20 protein-coding genes and 1 pseudogene are annotated in these 20630 nt (G+C 65.4%); 8 read left to right on the forward strand and 13 right to left on the reverse strand.

Annotation, left to right across the window (positions count from 1 at the left end; all coding sequences use genetic code 11):
- Window positions 1-368: 368 nt before the first annotated feature.
- Window positions 369-872 (reverse strand): thermonuclease family protein, encoded by a 504-nt coding sequence (locus MTBLM5_RS01585; protein ID WP_173974062.1) that lies wholly within the window; start codon window positions 870-872, stop codon window positions 369-371.
- Between the two features lie 113 nt (window positions 873-985).
- Between MTBLM5_RS01585 and alaS the strand changes: the two genes are divergently transcribed.
- Together alaS and MTBLM5_RS01595 are read left to right on the forward strand one after the other, a co-directional pair.
- Window positions 986-3616 (forward strand): alanine--tRNA ligase, encoded by a 2631-nt coding sequence (alaS, locus tag MTBLM5_RS01590; RefSeq protein WP_173974063.1) that lies wholly within the window; start codon window positions 986-988, stop codon window positions 3614-3616.
- 67 nt (window positions 3617-3683) lie between these two features.
- The gene (locus tag MTBLM5_RS01595; RefSeq protein ID WP_173974064.1) at window positions 3684-3974 is read left to right on the forward strand and encodes a hypothetical protein; all 291 of its coding nucleotides are present in this window, start codon (window positions 3684-3686) and stop codon (window positions 3972-3974) included.
- A 23-nt stretch (window positions 3975-3997) separates the two neighbouring features.
- Here the strand turns inward: MTBLM5_RS01595 and MTBLM5_RS01600 are convergent, their stop codons facing one another.
- Window positions 3998-4429 (reverse strand): thermonuclease family protein, encoded by a 432-nt coding sequence (locus tag MTBLM5_RS01600; protein ID WP_173974065.1) that lies wholly within the window; start codon window positions 4427-4429, stop codon window positions 3998-4000.
- A gap of 683 nt (window positions 4430-5112) precedes the next feature.
- Window positions 5113-7626, reverse strand: coding sequence for an EAL domain-containing protein (locus tag MTBLM5_RS01605; protein WP_173974066.1), 2514 nt, complete (start codon window positions 7624-7626; stop codon window positions 5113-5115).
- 212 nt (window positions 7627-7838) lie between these two features.
- Here MTBLM5_RS01605 and MTBLM5_RS18800 point away from each other — a divergent pair.
- Window positions 7839-8036: pseudogene (locus MTBLM5_RS18800) on the forward strand (Hpt domain-containing protein); the annotation flags it as partial.
- A 340-nt stretch (window positions 8037-8376) separates the two neighbouring features.
- The gene (locus tag MTBLM5_RS01615) at window positions 8377-8940 is read left to right on the forward strand and encodes a PleD family two-component system response regulator (protein ID WP_173974067.1); all 564 of its coding nucleotides are present in this window, start codon (window positions 8377-8379) and stop codon (window positions 8938-8940) included.
- On the opposite strand, the gene MTBLM5_RS01620 is transcribed toward MTBLM5_RS01615, so the two are convergent.
- Window positions 8941-10332 (reverse strand): HAMP domain-containing sensor histidine kinase, encoded by a 1392-nt coding sequence (locus MTBLM5_RS01620; protein ID WP_173974068.1) that lies wholly within the window; start codon window positions 10330-10332, stop codon window positions 8941-8943.
- On the reverse strand, window positions 10319-10996 hold the full coding sequence (locus MTBLM5_RS01625; RefSeq protein WP_173974069.1) for a response regulator transcription factor: 678 nt from the start codon (window positions 10994-10996) through the stop codon (window positions 10319-10321). The genes MTBLM5_RS01620 and MTBLM5_RS01625 overlap by 14 nt, the downstream gene beginning before the upstream one ends.
- Window positions 10997-11411: 415 nt before the next feature.
- Here MTBLM5_RS01625 and MTBLM5_RS01630 point away from each other — a divergent pair, with 415 nt between their 5' ends.
- Window positions 11412-12035: a hypothetical protein gene (locus tag MTBLM5_RS01630; protein ID WP_173974070.1), complete on the forward strand. Its 624-nt coding sequence runs from the start codon at window positions 11412-11414 to the stop codon at window positions 12033-12035.
- On the opposite strand, the gene MTBLM5_RS01635 is transcribed toward MTBLM5_RS01630, so the two are convergent.
- Window positions 12036-12449, reverse strand: coding sequence for an acyl-CoA thioesterase (locus MTBLM5_RS01635; RefSeq protein WP_254430861.1), 414 nt, complete (start codon window positions 12447-12449; stop codon window positions 12036-12038). It abuts the gene before it with no gap.
- A gap of 94 nt (window positions 12450-12543) precedes the next feature.
- Between MTBLM5_RS01635 and parE the strand changes: the two genes are divergently transcribed.
- Both parE and MTBLM5_RS01645 read left to right on the forward strand, forming a co-directional pair.
- The gene (parE, locus tag MTBLM5_RS01640; RefSeq protein ID WP_217424954.1) at window positions 12544-14535 is read left to right on the forward strand and encodes a DNA topoisomerase IV subunit B; all 1992 of its coding nucleotides are present in this window, start codon (window positions 12544-12546) and stop codon (window positions 14533-14535) included.
- Window positions 14532-14996, forward strand: coding sequence for a peptidylprolyl isomerase (locus tag MTBLM5_RS01645; RefSeq protein ID WP_254430862.1), 465 nt, complete (start codon window positions 14532-14534; stop codon window positions 14994-14996). The genes parE and MTBLM5_RS01645 overlap by 4 nt, the downstream gene beginning before the upstream one ends.
- Before the next feature lie 32 nt (window positions 14997-15028).
- Here the strand turns inward: MTBLM5_RS01645 and MTBLM5_RS01650 are convergent, their stop codons facing one another.
- On the reverse strand, window positions 15029-15259 hold the full coding sequence (locus tag MTBLM5_RS01650) for a hypothetical protein (RefSeq protein ID WP_173974072.1): 231 nt from the start codon (window positions 15257-15259) through the stop codon (window positions 15029-15031).
- Between the two features lie 167 nt (window positions 15260-15426).
- Window positions 15427-15750, reverse strand: a complete 324-nt coding sequence (gene grxD / locus MTBLM5_RS01655; RefSeq protein ID WP_068503252.1) for a Grx4 family monothiol glutaredoxin — start codon at window positions 15748-15750, stop codon at window positions 15427-15429.
- 190 nt (window positions 15751-15940) lie between these two features.
- On the opposite strand from grxD, the gene MTBLM5_RS01660 reads away from it, so the two are divergent.
- Complete coding sequence (locus MTBLM5_RS01660) at window positions 15941-16984, forward strand: hypothetical protein (protein ID WP_173974073.1); 1044 nt, start codon at window positions 15941-15943, stop codon at window positions 16982-16984.
- On the opposite strand, the gene MTBLM5_RS01665 is transcribed toward MTBLM5_RS01660, so the two are convergent.
- The 5 genes from MTBLM5_RS01665 to MTBLM5_RS01685 all read right to left on the reverse strand — a co-directional run bounded on the left by MTBLM5_RS01665 (window position 16981) and on the right by MTBLM5_RS01685 (window position 20629).
- Window positions 16981-17238 carry a BolA family protein gene (locus tag MTBLM5_RS01665; protein ID WP_173974074.1) on the reverse strand — a complete coding sequence of 86 codons (258 nt, stop codon included), beginning with the start codon at window positions 17236-17238 and terminating at the stop codon, window positions 16981-16983. The genes MTBLM5_RS01660 and MTBLM5_RS01665 overlap by 4 nt on opposite strands.
- 68 nt (window positions 17239-17306) lie before the next feature.
- On the reverse strand, window positions 17307-18158 hold the full coding sequence (rarD, locus tag MTBLM5_RS01670) for an EamA family transporter RarD (RefSeq protein ID WP_173974075.1): 852 nt from the start codon (window positions 18156-18158) through the stop codon (window positions 17307-17309).
- 64 nt (window positions 18159-18222) lie between these two features.
- The gene (locus MTBLM5_RS01675) at window positions 18223-18927 is read right to left on the reverse strand and encodes an ABC transporter ATP-binding protein (RefSeq protein WP_173974182.1); all 705 of its coding nucleotides are present in this window, start codon (window positions 18925-18927) and stop codon (window positions 18223-18225) included.
- Complete coding sequence (locus MTBLM5_RS01680; RefSeq protein WP_173974076.1) at window positions 18927-19688, reverse strand: ABC transporter ATP-binding protein; 762 nt, start codon at window positions 19686-19688, stop codon at window positions 18927-18929. Before MTBLM5_RS01680 ends, MTBLM5_RS01675 begins: the two co-directional genes overlap by 1 nt.
- Window positions 19685-20629 carry a branched-chain amino acid ABC transporter permease gene (locus MTBLM5_RS01685; RefSeq protein ID WP_173974077.1) on the reverse strand — a complete coding sequence of 315 codons (945 nt, stop codon included), beginning with the start codon at window positions 20627-20629 and terminating at the stop codon, window positions 19685-19687. Before MTBLM5_RS01685 ends, MTBLM5_RS01680 begins: the two co-directional genes overlap by 4 nt.
- Window position 20630: the final 1 nt, after the last annotated feature.

The following is a 20630-nucleotide window of genomic DNA, read 5'->3' on the forward strand; positions in this document are numbered from 1 at the left end:
GGGGCTTGACCCGGCCATCCACGCGCATCCGCATAACGCGATGTTTCCATTCGATTTTTGCGCGGCGCCACATGGATGCCCGTGTCAAGCACGGGCATGACGGAGTGTGGGGCGACGACTCGCGTCCATTCCGGGCTCGAGGCTCTGAAAGGCTCGCGCCACAAGCGTTTGCGGCGGGACGCCAAAATTTAAACCGGACAGCCGTGGGCTTGACCCGGGCAGCCACGCGGTCCCGCCCATCCCATTGTTCTAAAAGACTTTTGTGCCCCAGCGCGTGGACCCTCGGGTCAAGCCCGAGGGTGACGGCAAAGGGAAACTGAAACGGAAACGGAAAATCGAGCAGCCTCTGCCGAAGCCTGGACGCAAACCTATTCCGCCTTCCGCCTGACCGCGTCCCAATCCTTCGGCAGCACGATGTCGGTGGCCCACAGGCCCTTGTGGGCGGCCAAGGCCGCCGCTTGATCGGGCTCGTAGGGGCCGTCCTTGGCCGCCTTGGCGGTGCCGGCGGCCACCAGCAGACGGCCAAGGTCGCCCTCGGTCACCCGGCAGCGGCCGTGCAGTTTGTCGCCCGAGACGTCCAGGATGTCGCAGGCCACCCCCTTGGCCAGCAATTCGCCCATGCGTTTCCTGGCCGGCCGCGCGCAGTCGAATTCCTCTTTCGTCGCGCGGCTGGCGCACAGGTCGCGACGGCTGGGCACGCCGATGCCGACCACATGGATCTTCAGGCCGCGCACCTGCAGGGTGGCGCCGTCGAACCCTTCGGCCCGGCCCCACACGCAGGCGCCGCCCTCGCCATCGTCCGAGCAACGGATCGGTCCGGCAAAAGCCTGGGTGGCGAACAGCACGAGGATAAGCGCGAGGATTGCATGCATGGTCGGCACTCTATCGTAGGACCGGCCCCGGCACCAGCCCCGCTCGACTGGACAGGGGGCGGGCCAAAGGGTAAAAGCGAGGGTCCAATTCAGCGCCTGATTCCCGGGGTCCCATGCAAACCGCAAATACCATCCGCCGCGCCTTCCTCGACTATTTCGGCAAGAACGGCCACGAAGTCGTGTCCTCGAGCCCCTTGGTCCCGCGCAACGACCCGACGCTGATGTTCACCAATGCCGGCATGGTGCAGTTCAAGAACGTCTTCACCGGGATCGAGAAGCGCGATTATGTCCGCGCTGCGACCTCGCAGAAGTGCGTGCGCGCCGGCGGCAAGCACAACGACCTGGACAATGTCGGCTATACCGCCCGCCACCACACCTTCTTCGAGATGCTGGGCAATTTCAGCTTCGGCGATTATTTCAAGGATCGGGCGATCGAGCTGGCCTGGAACCTGATCACCAAGGAATTCGGGCTGCCCAAGGACAAGCTGCTGGTCACCGTCTATCACGATGATGACGAGGCCTTCAACGCCTGGAAGAAGATCGCCGGCTTCTCTGACGACCGCATCATCCGCATCCCGACGTCCGACAATTTCTGGGCCATGGGCGACACCGGCCCGTGTGGCCCGTGCTCGGAAATCTTCTTCGATCACGGCGAGCACATCCCCGGCGGCCCGCCCGGCAGCCCCGACCAGGACGGCGACCGCTTCATCGAGATCTGGAATCTGGTGTTCATGCAGTTCGAGCAGGTGGACAAGGCCACCCGCATCCCACTGCCCAAGCCGTCCATCGATACCGGCATGGGACTGGAACGCCTGGCCGCCGTGCTGCAGGGCCAGCACGACAATTACGACATCGACCTGATGCGCGCCCTGATCGAGGCGTCGGCCAACGCTTCGGGCGCCGATGTCGATGGCCCGCACAAGGTCAGCCACCGCGTCGTCGCCGACCATCTGCGCTCGAGCTGCTTCCTGATCGCCGACGGCGTGCTGCCGTCGAACGAGGGACGCGGCTATGTGCTGCGCCGCATCATGCGCCGCGCCATGCGCCACGCCCACCTGATGGGCTGCACCGAGCCCTTGCTGTGGAAGCTGGTGCCGGCCCTGATCGCCCAGATGGGCGATGCCTATCCCGAACTGGGCCGTGCCGGCGCCCTGATCACCGAAACCCTGAAGCTCGAGGAAACCCGGTTCAAGGCGACGCTGGACAAGGGCCTGAAGTTGCTGGACGACGAACTGACCCGCCTGGGCTCGGGCCAGAAGCTGGCCGGCGAGGTGGCGTTCAAGCTTTACGACACCTATGGCTTCCCGCTCGACCTGACCCAGGACGCCTTGAAGGCCAAGGGTATCGGCGTCGATACCGACGGCTTCGCCGCCGCCATGGAGCGCCAGCGCGCCGAGGCCCGCAAGGCGTGGTCCGGCTCGGGCGAGGCGGCCACCGAGACCTTGTGGTTCGAGACCCGCGAGAAGGTCGGCGCCAGCGAGTTCCTGGGCTATGACGCCACCGACGCCGAGGGCAAGATCGTCGCCCTGGTGGAATCCGGCAAGGCAGTGGAAGCGGTCCATCCCGGCCATGAAGTGATGGTGGTGGCCAACCAGACCCCGTTCTACGGTGAATCCGGCGGCCAGATGGGCGATTCAGGCATCATCACCATCGCCGGCGGCAAGGCCCGCATCGTCGTGCGCGACACCTTGAAGAAGCTGGGCGATCTGATCGTCCATGTCGGCACGGTCGAGGGCGGGCCGGTGACGGTGGGCGAGGACGCCCATTTCGCCGTCGATGTCGCCCGGCGCGACGCCACCCGCGGCCACCATTCGGCCACCCACCTGCTGCACGCCGCGCTGCGCGCCGTGCTGGGCGACCACGTCACCCAGAAGGGCAGTCAGGTCGGGGCCGACCGCCTGCGCTTCGATTTCGCCCACCCCAAGGCGCTGAGCCACGATGAATTGCGCGCCGTCGAAATCCGCGTCAACGATCAGGTCCGCAAGAATGCGGCGGTCGGCACCAAGCTGATGACCCCCGACGCCGCCATCGAGGCCGGGGCCATGGCCCTGTTCGGCGAGAAGTACGGCGAGGAAGTGCGCGTCGTGTCCATGGGCGACTTCTCGGTCGAACTGTGCGGCGGCACCCATGTCGGGCGCACCGGCGACATCGGCGGCATCAAGGTATTGGCCGAAAGCGCCGTCGCCGCCGGCGTGCGCCGCATCGAGGCGGTGACCGGAAGCGCCTTCCTGGCGTGGGCCAACGAGCAGGAAGAATTGCTGGCCAAGACGGCCGCGGTGCTGAAGGCGGCGCCCGCCGACCTGCCGGCCCGCGTCGCCAGCCTGATCGAGGATCGCCGGCGGTTGGAGCGCGAACTGGCCGAAACCCGCAAGCAGATGGCCACCGGCGGCGGTGGCGGCGGCGGTGCCGCCGTCAAGCAGGTGGCCGGCATCAATTTCTCGGGCCGGGTCCTGGACGGCGTGCCGGCCAAGGATCTGAAGGGCATGGCCGACGAGATCAAGAAGCAGATCGGCTCGGGTGTCGTCGCCCTGGTCGCCACCGATGGCGGCAAGGCCAGCCTGGTGGTGGCGGTGACCGACGATCTGACCGGGCGCTTCTCGGCGGTCGATCTGGTCCGGGTCGGATCGGAAGCGGTGGGCGGCAAGGGCGGCGGCGGCCGTCCCGACATGGCCCAGGCCGGTGGCCCCGACGCCACCCAGGCCGCCGAAGCGGTGGCCCGGATCGAGGCGGCGCTGGCCGGCTGACCGGTTTACATTCTTTTGGGATAGGTTCACTCTGAGGTTTCAATGGAAACCTTGGAGGAACCTGTCCATGAAGTTTGTCGTCGCCGTTGCCGCGATCTTGGTGCTGGCCGCCCAGGGCAGCCAGGCCCAGTCCGTCAAGGATACCGTCACCCAGGCCGCCAAGGACGCCGCCACCCAGGCCGCGACCGAGCAGATGAACAAGTCCACCGGGACCTCGACCTCGAGCTCGAAGACGGGCTCGCCCAATTACGGCATGTCGGAAGACCACCGCATGGATGACGAGAAGAAGGGCCACGGCAAGGACAAGAAGGACAAGAAGGACAAGAAGGACAAGAAGGGCAAGAAGGATCGCGATTGATCGTCGCCGCCCGGCACTGTCGATCAGTTTCCGAACGGCGGGCAATTGGGCGCCCCCTTGCGGCTGGGCCACTTTCCCACCAGACCGGCGGCCAGCAGGGCCTGGGCCGCGTCTTCGCCGGTGGGCAAGCCGATGGCGGCATCGACCCGTCCGCCATACTTGTCGTGGGTGATGCGGGTCAGCACCAGCGGCCCGCCATCCAGCAGACGGGCCAGGAAGTCGCGGGCGGCGATGGCCGCTGCGGGGCAGGCCCCGTGCATCTCGGGGGCGTCGACGCCCACCAGCCGCACCCGCACGGTCTGGTCCAGACCCAACCAGACATGCACCCGAACCTCGATTGTGTCGCCGTCGATCACCCGGACAAGCTGGGCCAGATACGGACCGGGCAGCGCTTCCGACGCGGCCGCACGCGGGCACGTCGCCACCAACAGGACGGCGAGGATAAGAAATCTCACGGCCGGGGAAACCGGCCGGAAGCCAGAGCGGCGCCGGGCAAACGGGTCGGGCCGGAGCGACGAATCGGACAACCCGACCCGCCGGCGCCCGCCCTTAGCTTCCGGCCAGTCCTATCCGATCACCGCCGCGCGAAAGCGGCGGTGTAGGAAAAGGAAACCTTCGGCTATAATAGACGTCAGCCATGACCTCGTACTCCTGGTACAGGGTTGTGGTTAGGCGGTGGAGGGGGTGCCAGCCCCCTTCATCGCCGCTCTGTCCGTCATGCGGGCGGACACAAGGCGCATTGTACCGTGATCCGGGGAGAATGATCCACCGGAAAGGGTGGCGCCGCCCGCTCCCACCCGGCCAGCAGGAAAGACACGGATGACAAGGGATGCGCCGCGTTGCAGTGCCCTCGGGCAGGCAGGGGCATGGATTCCCGCCTGTGGATGCGGACTTATGAGTCCGAAACGCAAGCGCAGCATAACCCTCGCCCCTTGTGGGAGAGGGTGGCCGCGAAGCGGCCGGGTGAGGGGCGCGCGCGTCGGCGCGCCATATGATGTGCTTGATACAAAGACGTTTTTTACGCGCTCGCCGCGCGTAAGACCCCTCACCCCCGCGCTTCGCGCGGACCCTCTCCCACAAGGGGAGAGGGTTATGCGGCATCTGCGTGCCCGGACTTTTGCCCCAGTTACTCCAAAACCTAGGCCCCGGGCAGCAGGTCGCGGTCGAACAGGCTGATCAGATCCTCGCCCGAGACCGGGCGGCTGACCAGATAGCCCTGGATCTCGTCGCAGCCCTTCGAGCGCAGGAAGTCGGCCTGCTCGGCGGTTTCGACGCCCTCGGCGATGGCGCGCAGCTTCAAATTATGAGCCAGGTCGATGATGGTCGAGACGATCTCGGCGCCGTCGCCGGTGCCGTCCTCGATGTCGGCGACGAAGGAGCGGTCGATCTTCAGGGCGTCGATGGGAATCTTCTTCAGATAGGACAGCGACGAATAGCCGGTGCCGAAATCGTCGATCGACACATGCACGCCCATGGCGCGCAAATCCCGCAGCACCTGCGAGACGTCATCGACCCGGGCCATCAGTACCGATTCGGTGATTTCCAGCTCCAGGTAATGCGGTTCCAGCCCGCTTTCGGCCAGCGCCTCGGTGACCAGCGATGGGATGTCGCCCTCGCGGAATTGCAGGGTCGAGACGTTGACGGCGATCCGGACCTTGGGCAGGCCCAGTTCATGCCAGCTTTTGCATTGGTGGCAGGCGGCCTTCAAGGCCCAGGCGCCGATTTCCGAGATCAGGCCCATATTCTCGGCCAGCGGAATGAACTCGACCGGCGACACCATGCCCATTTCGGGGTGACGCCAGCGGGCCAAGGCCTCGACACCGGACATCTGGCCGTTCACCAGATTGACCTTGCCTTGATAGACCAGGGTGAATTCATTGCGGGTCAGCGCGTGGCGCAACGCCGATTCCATCGCCAAACGCTCGAACGAGCGGGCGTTCATGGCCGGCGTGTAGAGCTGGAAGGCGTTGCGGCCCAGATCCTTGGCCCGGTACATCGCGGTGTCGGCGTTCTTGATCAGGGTCTCCGCCGTGGTGCCGTCATCGGGATAGACGGCGATACCGATCGAGGTGGTGACGTAAAGCTCGTGGTCGGTGACCTGGAACGGCATCTTGACGTGGGCGATGATGCGTTCGGCCAGCTTGGCCGCGTCCTCGATATGGTCGATTTCGGGCAGCAGCACCACGAATTCGTCGCCGCCCAGCCGGGCGACGGTATCGCCTTCCCGCACGCAATGGCTCAGGCGGTTGGCGGTTTCCACCAACACCCGGTCGCCGATGCCGTGGCCCAGCGAATCGTTGATGCGTTTGAACAGGTCGAGGTCCAGGAACATGATCGCCAACTGGTGGTCGTGGCGGTGGGCGTTGGCGATGGCGATCTGCAGGCGGTCGGTGAACAGGCGGCGGTTGGGCAGCCCGGTCAGCACGTCGAAATAGGCCAGGTTCTTGATGCGCTCTTCGGTGCGCTTTCGCTCGGTGATGTCCGAGAACACCGCCGCATATTGGGTGATGCGCCCGTCCTCGTCGCGGATGACGTTGATGGTCAGCCATTCGGGGTAGATCTCGCCGGTCTTTCTGCGGTTCCACACCTCGCCCTGCCAGACGCCCTCGGCGGCCAGGGTGTCCCACATGGCGCGGTAGAAGGTCTCGTCGTGGCGGCCGGACTTCAAAAGGCTGGGATTCTTGCCGATCACCTCGTCATAGGCATAGCCGGTCAGCAGGGTGAAGGACGGGTTGACGAATTCGATCAGGCCTTGCGGGCTGCAGATGATGATGCCGTCCAGCGACGCCTCGATGACCTTGCGGGCGAGATGCAGGTCCTTGCGGGATTTCAGCAAGGCCTCGTCGCGTTCGCGCAAGGCTTCGTCCAGCCGTTGGACATACTCGTACTGCAAGGTCGCCAGGATGTCCGAGAAGGACAGCAATCCGATCAGCGTGCCGTCGTCATCGGTCACCGCCAGGTGGCGGATATGGCGTTCCTCCAGCATGTTGCGCGCGGCCAACAGGCTGTCGTTCTTGTTCATGCTGATCAGCGGGCGGCTGGCGATCAGGCCGACCCGGGCCGGGACCTCGCCGCCCGAGGCGATGATGCGCACCACGTCGCGTTCGGTGATGATGCCGGGCGCTTCGCCGCGCTCGCCCATCACCACGGCGGCATCGACCTGGCCTGCGCGCATTTCGGCCACGGCCTCGGTCAGCGGCGCCTGGTCGCCGATCATCACCATCGGCCGCTTGATGGCCGAGGCGACGTTGCGCAGCACCAGGAAATGCTCGACCCCGTGGCGCAAGATGACGTCGCTTTGGGTGACTACGCCGACCGGGTGGCCGGCATCGTCGATCACCACGAAATGGCGTACCCCTTCCATCTGGAAACGGACACCGGCGTCGCCCACCGATGTCGAGGCATGGATGGTCTTGATCGGCTTGCTCATCACCGTCGAGATGGGGCGGCGAACCGAGGCGGGGTTGGTGAAATCGATGGCCAGGGCGTCGCGCTCGGTCCAGATGCCGACCGGCAACCCATTCTCGACGATGACGATCGAGCTGCACCGCAGCGACGCCATCTGCCGCGCCGCCTCGACGATCGGAGTCTCGGGCATGCAGGACAGGATTTCCCGGTTGGCGATGCGATCCAGCGTATGTTCTGTCGTCAACGTTCGGCATCCCTTGGCCGCGAATTCAGGCGATGTTCCAGTGTCGTAGGGTTTTGCTCCCAACGCAACCGTCCGAATGCATCAATGCCTTTCCGGAAGGGTAGTCGCAGCCAGACATAGGGAGTAAGGTGACACGGCTGGGGGCAGCGATTAAGGGCGCGAACTCGATGACTGATTCCGGTACCGGTAAGTTGCACGACCTGGCAGACGAGATGCGCAACGAGTTCCTTGACGAGGTGGTCGAGGTTCTGCAGGAGCTTGACGTCAAACTGGATTCCGGCCGCAACGGTCATCAGACCGAGGCTGAGGTGATCGAGCCGTTCCGCCGCGCCGCCCTTCGTTTCAAGGGGCAGGCCGCCAATTTCGGGCTGCGCCAGCTGGCCACGGTGGCGCTGCGCCTGGACGATTACGTTACCCACGCGCCGCGCGTGGTTCCGCCCCGGCTGTGGGACGATCTGCAATCCTTCATCGACATCATGCTGGCCCTGGCCGAGGGTCGGATGGACCCCGACACCGAAACCGCCGCCCTGGTGCGCAAGCTGCCGGCCCGGCTGGGCTTCGACGTCGGCGACATCGAGGTCCGGAACGTCGAGGTGATGCTGGTGATGCCGCCCGGCGCCCAGACCCGCTTCGTCGAGCGCGAAATGCAGCAATGCGGCTACCGCGTCTCGGTGGTGNGAGCCGTTCCGCCGCGCCGCCCTTCGTTTCAAGGGGCAGGCCGCCAATTTCGGGCTGCGCCAGCTGGCCACGGTGGCGCTGCGCCTGGACGATTACGTTACCCACGCGCCGCGCGTGGTTCCGCCCCGGCTGTGGGACGATCTGCAATCCTTCATCGACATCATGCTGGCCCTGGCCGAGGGTCGGATGGACCCCGACACCGAAACCGCCGCCCTGGTGCGCAAGCTGCCGGCCCGGCTGGGCTTCGACGTCGGCGACATCGAGGTCCGGAACGTCGAGGTGATGCTGGTGATGCCGCCCGGCGCCCAGACCCGCTTCGTCGAGCGCGAAATGCAGCAATGCGGCTACCGCGTCTCGGTGGTGCCCGACACCATCGAGGCCTTCTCGCAGGCGGTGCAGACCAAGCCCGACCTGATCGTGGTGTCGGCGATCATGCCCCATCTCGACGGTATCGACCTGGCCATCGGCCTAGTGTCGATGCCGGCCACCCGCAACATCCCCATCGCGGTGATCACCTCGCTGGACCAGGGTGACGAACGTCTGGCCCTGCTGCCGCGCAAGGTGCCGGTGCTGCACAAGGGGCCGTCCTTCGGCGACGACCTGTTCAAGGCCCTGGACGACCTGTTCCTGATCTGATCAGCCCTGGGACAGGGGGAAGGTCATCCGCACCTTCAGGCCCGGCCCGTTATCGTCCAGGTTCAGGGTGGCGCCGTGCAGGTGGGCCACGGCGCGGACCAGCGACAGCCCCAAGCCGTTCCCCGGCGTCGACCGGGTCTGATCCAGGCGGACGAAGCGGTCCAGGACCCGGTCGCAGGCTTCCTTGGGAATTCCCGGCCCCGAATCCGTCACGGCGATTTCGATGGCTTGATCCAGTCCGGCGACGGTCACGGCGACCCGGCCTTGCGGCGGGGTGTATTTGACGGCGTTGTCCACCAGGTTGGCCAGGGCCTGGAACAGCAGATGACGGTCGCCGTCCAACTGCAGGCCAATATCGGCATGGCACGACAGGGAAATCCCCTTGTCCTCGGCCAGCGGCTCGTACAATTCGACCACGTCCTCGGCCAGGCGTGCCGGGTCCAGGGGCTCGAAGCTGTGCAGGCGCTGGCCGGATTCGGCATTGCTGATGGCCAGCAGGGCGTTGAAGGTGGCCAGCAGATTGTCGGCCTCGGCCAGGGTTTCCTCGAGCGTGCGCCGCAAGGCGGCGGCGTCGGGCTCGGCCAGCAGGGCGACGTCGATGCGCGAGCGCAGCCGGTTCAGCGGCGTGCGCAAATCGTGGGCGATGTTGTCGGAGACGGTGCGGATGTTGTCCACCAGCCGCTCGATCTCGTCCATCATGTCGTTGAAGCTGGCCGCCAGTTGGTCGAACTCGTCCCGGGCGCCGCTCAGTTTCATGCGGCTGGTCATGTCGCCGCCGACGATGCGCCGCGCCGTGCGGCTCATGGAATCGACCCGCTGCAGCATGTGCCGGCTGGTCAGATAGCCGCCGACGATGCCCAACAGGATGGTCAGCGCCAGACCCCAGCCCAGGGCGCGGTTGATGGCCGACTTGACGCGGCGGGCTTCGTGCAGCGAGCGGCCGACCAGCAGCTTGTGGCCGTCGGGCAGGATGTACAGGCGGGCCAGGATGTCGGTGCCGAACCGGCCTTCGCCGAACCGTTCGATGGGAAAGCGCATCCAGCCGCCCTCGGCCACCGATTCGGTCGGCCAGCCGAACAGATTGCCGGCCAGGCGGGTACCGTCGGGCGAACTGAGCAGATAGACGGCGCGCCGTTCCAGATCCTGCGAGGCGCGGCTGCCGATGACCTCGGCCATGCCGGTGATTCCGCGCTCGCGATATTGCTCGGACAGGCCGGTGGTCTCGGCCTCGACGGTTTCCTGGATCTGCCACTCGATGAACACCGAGGTCGTCCACGACACCAGGGCCAGAAGCGCGATGGCCGAGACGGTGAAGATGCCCAGATAGGACAGCGCCATCCGAAAGATGGTGGCGCGCAGCAGGGGCGGCAGGGGAAAACTAGCGGGCCGCACGGAGCGAGTATCCGGCGCCGCGCACGGTATGGATCAATTGCTGGTCGAAATCCTTATCGACCTTCTGGCGCAGCCGACTGATATGGACGTCGATCAGGTTGGTCTGCGGGTCGAAATGATATTCCCACACGTTTTCCAGCAGCATGGTCCGCGTCACCACCTGGCCGGCATGGCGCATCAGATATTCCAGCAGGCGGAATTCGCGCGGCTGCAGGTCGATGGCCCGGCCCGAGCGGGTGACGGCGCGGGCCAGCAGGTCGATTTCCAGATCCTCGACCTTCAGGCGGGTGTCGGGCTGGGTGGCCTGGGCGCGCCGGCCCAGTGCCTCGATGCGGGCCAGCAATTCGGCGAAGGCATAGGGCTTGACCAGATAATCGTCGCCGCCGGCCTTCAGGCCGCGGACGCGGTCATCGACCTTGCCCAGCGCCGACAAGATCAGGACCGGGGTGGTGTGGCCGGAATTCCTGAGGGTCTGGATGATGGCCAACCCGTCCAGGCCCGGCAGCATGCGATCGACGATCATCGAATCGTAGCGTTCGGTGGTGGCCAGGAACAGACCGTCGGTGCCGTTGGCGGCGTGGTCCACGGTATGGCCGGCTTCCTTCAGCCCTTTGGCGAGATAGGCCGCCGCCTCACCGTCATCTTCGATCAGCAGGATTCGCATGGTGCTCCCAGATTACCGTGTGGGCCGCCCCAAAGGAAAGCCCCCGCAGCCAGGGGGATCGCTGCGGGGGCCGTTTTCCGCTGGGCCGGCCGAGGGGGGATCGGCCGGTGAAGTGTTCCCGCGGCGGTGGGGGAGGGGGGCCGCGGGACCGGTCGGCGGAGGAGTTCGTCCGCCTGTCGGGGAGAGGATGTCGTCTGCGAGGAGCGCTGGTTCGCTGGACGTCTTGTCTCTTCCTGATGACGACAACTATGCCCGTCGTCTGGTTACACGCACCTTTCGGCATCATTAAATCGCCGTAAGATTCCCGGGAATTGACGGACCTGTCCCGGCGCCTACATCGACGGCGAGGAGGAAAGCCCACCGCACCCCGCGCCGGTGGTGACAGAGCCGGCGTTCGCGCCTATCATCCGGCGCCATGAAAATCCTTGCCCTTCTGGCCATGCTCGTGGCCACCGCTTCCTCTGCCTCGGCCGCCTGCATGGGTCCCGAGGGACTGCCCGAACCCGGCGCCATGCCCAAGCCTGTTGCCGGCCGGTTCGTGCGCACCGCCGACCGCAACCTGGCCTGCGCGGTGGCCAACGATGTCGGCCAATCCATGGCCCACGGCACCAAGCCGACCAGCTTCCTGCCTTGTCTGCGCATTGGCGCGGTGGCGATCTCGCAGGGGCTGCGCCAGGTCGAAGAGGCTTTGGGTCCGCCCGACGCCATCACCGCCATCGACTGGCGTACCGAGGCGCGCGCCTATTTCATCGCCCAGCGTTCGATCCCCAATCCCTATTACGTCGTGACCTATCAGGACGACGTGGCGGTGGCGGTGCAATTGATGGGGCCGCCGACCGAGATGCCGGCGGGCTTTTCCGGCCTGGCGCTGGGGGACACGGTTCAGGCGGTGATCGATCAGTTGGGCAAGCCGTCCCGGCGCTGCCCCGGCAAGGGCAAGGGGGTCGAGACCTGGGTGTGGTCACCCTTTCCCATCGCCATCGACGTGATGGACGGCCATGTGCTGGGCTTCAAGGTGACGTGGATCACCGGGAAATAATCATTCCTCGGGCGGGACCAGGCGCTTCGAGCGGTCCTCGTTGATGGCGACGAAGGTGAAGCTGGCGCTGGTCACCTTGATCTGCTCGGCCTCGCCCCAGCGTCGCCGCACCCAGGCTTCGACCCGCACGGTGATCGAGGATTTGCCGACCTTGATGACCTCGGTATAGCACGACACCTCGTCGCCGACGAACACCGCCTCGTGGAAGGTCATCGCTTCGACGGCGACGGTGACCACCAGCCCCTTGGCGCGGTGGAAGGCATGGGTGCCGCCGGCCAGGTCCATCTGGGCCAGCAGCCAGCCGCCGAAGATCACCCCTTGCGGATTGGTATCGGCCGGCATGGCGACGGTGCGAATCGACAGGCGCCCGCGGGGCGCATTGGTGTTCTCGATGCTTTGCGGGATGGGGGTCATGGTCGGAAATTCACTTTACAAGATGTTGTAGGGCGTTGCGGGCATCCTACAGCATCCGCTTGCGCCGCCCTCATGCTTTCCTATAATGCCCGCCATGTCCGATCTGTTCCAGCCATTGGCCCCCAAGGGGGTCGACTATTCCGCCAAGGATATCGAGGTCCTTGAAGGCCTTGAACCCGTGCGCCGTCGCCCCGGCATGTATATCGGCGGCACCGACGAGCGAGCGCTGCACCATCTGGTCGCCGAGGTGCTGGACAATTCCATGGACGAGGCGGTGGCCGGCCATGCCAGCTGGATCGAGCTGGAGCTCGATGCCGCCGGCAACGCCACCATCCGCGACAACGGCCGCGGCATCCCGGTCGATCCGCATCCCAAATACCCCGACAAGAGCGCGCTGGAAGTGATCCTGACCACGCTGCATTCCGGCGGCAAGTTCGGCGGCGACGCCTACAAGGTGTCGGGCGGCCTGCACGGCGTCGGCGTGTCGGTGGTCAATGCCCTGTCCGACCGGCTGGTGGTCGAAGTGGCGCGCGAGCGCAAGCTTTACCGCCAGGAATTCAGCCGGGGCGTCGCCCAGGGCGGGCTGGTCGAGGTGGGCGCGGTCCAGAACCGGCGCGGCACCACCGTCACCTTCCATCCCGATCCGGAAATCTTCGGCGACCGCGCCTTCTTGAAGGCCCGCACCCTTTACCGCATGGCCCGCTCGAAGGCCTATCTGTTCCGCGGCGTGCAGATCCGCTGGAAGTGCGATCCGTCCCTGCTGGACGATACCGACGAGATCCCGGCGGAAGATACCCTGCATTTCCCCAACGGCCTGTCCGACTTCCTGGACAGCGTGCTGAACAAGCGCCCGCTGCTGACGCGCGGCTTCTTCGCCGGCATCGCGCCCCTGGCCGACGATATGGGGCAGGTGGAATGGGCGGTGGCCTGGCCCGACGATGACGAGGACGGCTTCACCAACACCTATTGCAACACCGTGCCGACCCCCGACGGCGGCACCCACGAGGCGGGCCTGCGCAACGCCCTGACCCGGGGCCTGCGCGCCTATGGCGAGTTGCTGGCCAACAAGAAGGGGGCGGCCGTCACCAGCGAGGACGTCATGGGCGGCGCCTGCGTTCTGGTCAGCCTGTTCCTCAAGGACCCGCAATTCCAGGGCCAGACCAAGGACAAGCTGGTCAGCACCGAGGCCACCCGCCTGGTCGAGAACGCCATCAAGGACCATTTCGACCACTGGCTGTCGGGCGACCCGGAATCCGGCAAGGCCCTGCTGGCCCGGATCATCGAGCGGGCGGAAGAACGCCAACGCAAGAAGCTGGCCAAGGAAACCACCCGCAAGACCCCGACCAAGCGGCTGCGGCTGCCCGGCAAGCTGGCCGATTGCTCGCGCCAGGTGGCGGTCGGCACCGAACTGTTCCTGGTCGAGGGCGATTCGGCCGGCGGCTCGGCCAAGTCGGGCCGCAACCGCGAGATTCAGGCGATCCTGCCGCTTCGGGGCAAGATCTTGAACGTCGCCTCGGCCTCGACCGACAAGCTGCGCCAGAACCAGGAACTGAAGGATCTGATCGAAGCGCTGGGCTGCGGCGCCCGCGATTCCTATGACGATGAAAAGCTGCGCTACGAGCGGGTCATCATCATGACCGACGCCGACGTCGATGGCGCCCATATCGCCAGCCTGCTGATGACCTTCTTCTACCAGGAAATGCCCGACCTGATCAGGAACGGCCATCTGTTCCTGGCGATGCCGCCGCTGTACCGCCTGGCCCACGGCCAGCTGGTGGTCTATGCCCGCGACGACGCCCACAAGGAAGAGCTGCTGAAGACCACCTTCGCCGGCAAGAAGAACATCGAGATCAGCCGATTCAAGGGCCTGGGCGAAATGCCACCGGCGCAATTGAAGGAAACCACCATGGATCCCAAGCGCCGCACCTTGATCCGCGTCACCTTGCCGTCGGGCCGCACCGAGGAAGACCGCGAGGAAGCCAAGGATGTCGCCCATCTGGTGGAGACCCTGATGGGCCGCAAGCCGGAACTGCGTTTCCACTATATCCAGAAGCACGCCCGCTTCGTGCAGGACCTCGACCTGTGAGCGCCCGCATCCAGCCCGGCCATGTGGTCACCCTGGCCTATTCCGTGCGCGGCAGCGACGGCCACATGGTGGACGAGGGGCGCGACCCGCTGGTCTATCTGCATGGCGGCCACGATGCCATCTTCCCCCGCATCGAGGAAGCGCTGGCCGGCAAGGTGGTGGGCGACACCCTGACCATCCGCTTGTCGCCCGAAGATGCTTTCGGCGATTACGATGCCGGCTTGGTCACCCTGGTCGATCTGGCCGAATTGCCGGCCGACGCCGAGCCGGGCATGCAGATCGAGGCGACGCCGACCGACGGCGGCGAATCGGTTCTTTACACCGTCACCGAGATCGCCGAGGGCAAGGCGGTGCTGGACGGCAACCATCCGCTGGCCGGCATGGACCTGCTGTTTTCCTGCGAGGTCAAGGCGATCCGCCCGGCGACCGAGGACGAAAAAAAGGCCGGCCACATTTTGTAGGCCGGCCGTCTTTTTCTTGAAGAGGTCAGGAGCTAGTGCACCTTGGCCTTGGACAGGAAGCACAGGCAGCCATCGTCATCCTTGCGGCAGGTGTTGACGAAGCCCTCGCACTGGCAGAAGGCGTTGAAGCCGTGAATGTCGTTGCGCGCCTTGTTGGCGTCGGCGGCGGAGATCATGCCCTTTTCGACCGCCTTGTGGACCGGGACGAAATCCTTGCATTCATGACAGCTCGACATGGTCAGACCCCCGATACGAATTGACATGCTGTCATCCTAGGGCGGGCAAGCTGTGCGCGGAACACCCCAAGGGTGGGCCAACCGCCCGCCCAGAAGAACCAACCCATCCCCCTAGTCCTTTGGAATCAACGCAAAAAAGCCACCCCGCAGGGTGGCTTTTCGCATTTCAAGGCGGGTAGGAGGGTCCGAAAACCCTACATCAGGCCCTTGTCGGTCAGCAGCGCCTTCAACTCGCCGTTGGCCGCCATCTCGCGCACGATGTCGCAGCCGCCGACGAACTCGCCCTTGACGTAAAGCTGCGGCAGGGTCGGCCAGTTGGTGTACTGCTTGATGCCCTCGCGCAAGGAGGAATCGACCAGGATGTCGATGCCCTTGAACTTGACGCCCAGTTCCGACAGGACCTGAACCACGGCGGCGGAAAAGCCGCATTGCGGGAACATCGGGGTCCCCTTCATGTAGAGAACGATGTCGTTCTCGGCCAGGTCCTGCTGGATACGCTCGAAAACCGGATTGCTCATGGACATAACCCTGCTTGCTGGGGATTAAGGCGGATTGCGGTCAATGTAGGATGGGCCTGGGTGATATGCAACCGCCAAGCCGGGTTTTTTGGCCTGCCTCACAGGTTGTAAAAACACATGAAACAAGCCCGTAAATGGGGCATAGTGCCGGGATCGGGAAGAGGTTCCGGGGGGAATGATGACGGAGTTGATGTCGTGGGTATCGCCGGCCTTGACGGCGATGATGCCATTGTTCGTGCTGGCGTGCGGCATGCTGCTGCCGACCTATCTGTCGCGGGTCAAGCAAAGCGAACTGGAGCGCCTTGCCGCCAGCTATGCCGGCATCGAGCGGGCGCGCGGCTTCCAGTCGGCGCAGCAGATGGCCGACCGCTTCTCGGTGACGCATTTCATCATTCCGGTGGCCTTCACCACCTTCCAGGTGTCGATCCTGTCCTTCCTGACCTTCTACGGCGCGCGCATCGACCCGCTGGCCAAGGATTTCATCCTGGGCGGCGCCGACATCATCAAGGGCGATTACCAGAATTACGCGATGCTGACCTTGTGCACGGTGTCGTTCGCCTTTCTGGGGGCCTTCATCTGGATGATCCAGAACCTGGTGACCCGCATCGTGTCGCGCAACATCAACCCGGCCACCTTCTACGCCATGAGCGTCAACATCTTGCTGGCCACCACCCTGGCGGCGGTGCTGCACCACATCTATCACGGCGGCCTGGACGAGGTGTTGGGCCTGCCCAGTGCGTCGGATAAGCCGTCCTTGCTGATCGTGATGGCCTTCCTGACCGGCATGGCGCCGGACATCATGCTGGACAAGCTGCGCCGCGGCCTGAAGTTCTTCCGCCCCGAAGGCGAGGCGGCCAGCATGCCGTTGACCACCATCCAGGGCATTTCCAGCTTCACCGCGTTCCGCTTGAAGGAAATGGGCCTGGATGGCGTTCAGAACCTGGCCCAGACCAATCCGGTCGAGCTTTACATGATGACGCCGGCTTCGATTCAGACCTGCCTGGATTGGGTGGGCCAGGCGCAGCTGCAGCTGTCCTTTCCCGACAAGGCGGCGGCGCTGGGGCCGCTGGGGGTGCGGACCATGCTGGATTTCCACGCCATGGATGATGCCATCCTGGCCGGCCTGACCGGCTGGAGCGCCGAGCAGGTGGCCAACGCCAAGCGCCGGGTGGACCAGACGCCGTCTTTCGCCAGCCTCAGGGAGCTGAACGCGCTGCTGGTGGGGGCGGTCTAGGCCTTGGCCCAGTCGGGCGCGGTTTCGGGTGTGGCGGTCTGCAGGGCCAGGGCGTGCAAATCGCCGCCCATCATGCCCTTCAACGAGGCATAGACCATCTGGTGCTGCTGCACCCGGCTTTTGCCGGCAAAGGCCGAACTGACCACCAGGGCCGAATAATGGTCGCCGTCGCCGCGCAGGTCCTCGATGATCACCTTGGCGTCGGGAAAGGCTTCCTTGATCATTTTTTCGATCACACCGGCTTCCATGGGCATGGGCTTTGCTCCTTGATTTCGCGATTGCTGCAAGTATGGGGGCTTGGCGCGTCGGCGCAACCCCTGCTTTAGCGTTTCGGCCAGGAATATAGGGCCAGGGCCGCCCAGATCACCGGGAAGGCGACGGCGTGGGCCATGGTGAAGGCCTCACCCAGCACCAGCACCGCCATCAGCATCTGCACCGTCGGATTGATGTAGAACAGCATCCCCAGGGTCGACAGGCGCAGCCGGCGGGCACCGACGGCGAACAGAACCAGCGGGATGGCGGTGATCGGGCCGGCCAGGGCCAGAAGCCCGATGGTCCGGCCATCGGCCTGGCCCACCTCGCCGCCGCCGATCCAGACCAGATAGGCCAGCGCGGGCAGCACCATCCACCCGGTCTCGACCGCCAGGCCCGCCAGGGCCGGCACATTGATGGTTTTGCGCAGCAATCCGTAGAACGCCATGCTGAAGGCCAGCACCAGCGCCACCCAGGGAATGCCGTTTCCGTGCGCCACCAGCCAGCCGACCGCCAAGGCGGCCAGCCCGACCGCCACCGACTGGCGCCCGGACAGGCGCTCGCCCAGGACCAGGCGGGCCAGCAGGACCGACACCAGCGGATAGATGAAATAGCCCAGGCTGGCTTCCAAGGCCCGGCCGTTGGCCGAGGCCCAGATGAAGCCGCCCCAATTGGCACCGATGGCCAAGGCCGAGGCGGCCAGTCCCAGCGCGTGGCGCGGATTGCCAAGGATGGCCCGGATGTCGGCCAGGCGTCGCCACAAGGCCAGCACCAGGACCGAGAACAAGGTGGTGCCGATGGCCCGGTGCGCCATGATCTCGGCGGCCGGCAGGCTGCCGAGCGCGTGGAAATAGACGCCGAACACGCCCCAGCTGACGAATGCCAGCAAGACGGCCATGATGCCAAGGCGGGTCTGGTCCATGATCAAGGGATCTGCCGAACAATCGAGCCGGCAGTGTAGGAGCCGGGATCGCCCCAAGGAAGTCCTAAAGTCCCAGATAGGCTTCCTTGATCCGTTCGTCGGCCAGCAGGGTCTTGCCGGTATCGCTCATCACCACCGATCCGGTCTCCAGCACATAGCCGCGATCGGCGATGGCCAGGGCGGCATAGGCGTTCTGTTCGACCAGGAAGATGGTGGTTCCCGCTTCCTTCAAGGCGACGACGGCGTCGAAGATTTCCTGCACCAGCAAGGGGGCCAGGCCCATGCTGGGCTCGTCCAGCAGCAACAGGCGCGGATGGCTCATCAGGGCGCGGGCGATGGCCAACATCTGCTGCTGGCCGCCCGACAGCGTGCCGGCCGGCAGTTCCCGCTTCTTGAACAGAATCGGGAACATGTCGTACATGCGCTTCATGTCGGCTTCGACGTCGCAGCCTTTGCGGCGATAGGCGCCCAGGCGCAGATTGTCCTCGACCGACATCGGGCCGAACACCTGGCGGCCTTCCGGCACCTGGGCGATGCCCAGCGCCACGCGGGCATCGGCCGGCATGCGGGTGATGTCCTTGCCGTCGAACTTGATGGTGCCGGCGGTGAGGGGCTGCACGCCCGAGATGCCGCGCAGCAAGGTGGTCTTGCCGGCGCCGTTGGCACCGACCAAGGCGACCAGTTCGCCCTCGCGGACCTCGACATCGATGCCGCGCAGCGCCTGGATGCGGCCGTAATGACTGGTGATCCCGGAAATTTCGAGCAGCATCACGCATGGGCTCCCAAATAGGCGGCGACGACATCCGGGTTGGCCCGAACCTCGGCCGGCGTGCCCTCGGCCAGCTTGCGGCCGTAATCGATGGCCAGGATGGCATCGGAAATGCCCATGACCATCTTCATGTCGTGTTCGACCAGCACCACGGTCACGCCGGTCTGGGCGACCTTCTTGATGACCTCGTCGATCTCGCGGCTTTCGGTGGCGTTCAGGCCGGCGGCCGGCTCGTCCAGCAGCAAAAGGCGGGGCTTGGCCGCCAGGGCTCGGGCGATTTCCAGCCGCTTCAGGGCGCCATAGGGCATCTGGGCGGCATCCGCGGTCACGTACTTGGCCAGGCCGACGAACTCCATCAGCGACGCGCAATAGTCGCGGCACTCGCGGTCCTTGCGGGTGACCGACGGCAGCCGCAGGAAGGATGGCAGGAAGCGGCGGTCCAGATGCAGATGGTGGCCGACCATGACGTTCTCGATGGCCGGCATGTTGAAGAAGATCTGCAGGTTCTGGAAGGTCCGGCTCATGCCCATGGCCGCCAGCTCGTAAGGCTTCTTGCCGGCGATGTCCTTGTCGTCGAACAAGATCTTGCCGCAAGACGGGGTGTAGACGGCGGTGATCAGGTTGAACAGCGTGGTCTTGCCGGCGCCGTTCGGTCCGATGATCGAATGGATGGTGCCGGGGTTGATGGTGAAGGACAGGTCCTCGATGGCGTGGATGCCGCCGAACTCCTTGGACAGACCGTCGACTTTCAGCAAGCTCATCGTGCGGCCCCCCGCTTGCGGAATTGGCTGACCACGGCCGGCAGCAAACCCTTGGGCAGGAAGATCATCATGCCCATCATGATGCCGCCCAGGACCATCGCCTCGTAATCCTCGACGAAGGTCAGGACCTGCGGCAGCAGGGTCAGGATCACCGCGCCGATGACCGACCCGAAGGTCGAGGCCATGCCGCCCAGCACCACCATCACCACGAACTCGACCGAGCGGAAGAAGCTGCCGATATCGGGGGTGATGAAGCCGTCCTTGTGGGCGAACAGCGAGCCGACCAGGCTGGCGAACACCGCCGAGACCACGAACACCATCACCTTGTAGGACGAGGTATCGACGCCGACCACCTCGGCGCCCACCTCGGAGCCGTGCACGGCACGCAGCGCGCGGCCTACGGGGCTGTCGATCAGGTTCAAGGACAGCCACACCGTCAGCACCAGCAACACCGCCGCCGCCCAGTACCACATGCGGTCGCCCATCATGGTGAAGCCCATCAGGCTGAACGGATCGATGCTCATGCCATCGGGGCCGCCGGTGATCCGCGCCTCGGTCTTCAGCACGATGTGGATGATGATGCCGATGCCCAGCGTGGCCATGGCCAGGTAATGGCCCTTCAGCTTCAGGATCGGCCGGCCGACCAGATAGGCCAGCAGCCCGACCAATGCCGCCGAGATCAGCATCGCCGGCAGGGGCGCGACCTTGTAGGTCGAGGTCAGGATCGCCGATCCATAGGCGCCCAGCGCGAAGAAGCCGGCATGGCCCAGGCTGATCTGACCGGCATAGCCGATCAGCAGGTTCAGCCCGACGCAGACCACCGCGTTGAACAAGGCCTTGACGGCGACGTCGTAGAAATAGGCGTTGGGGAAACCCAGCGGGGCCAGGGCGAGGATGGTCGCCAGCGCCGCCAGGCCGCCGATGCGCGCGTTTTTCCACATG

The organism is Magnetospirillum sp. LM-5, from assembly GCF_902729445.1.
Lineage (GTDB): Bacteria > Pseudomonadota > Alphaproteobacteria > Rhodospirillales > Magnetospirillaceae > Magnetospirillum.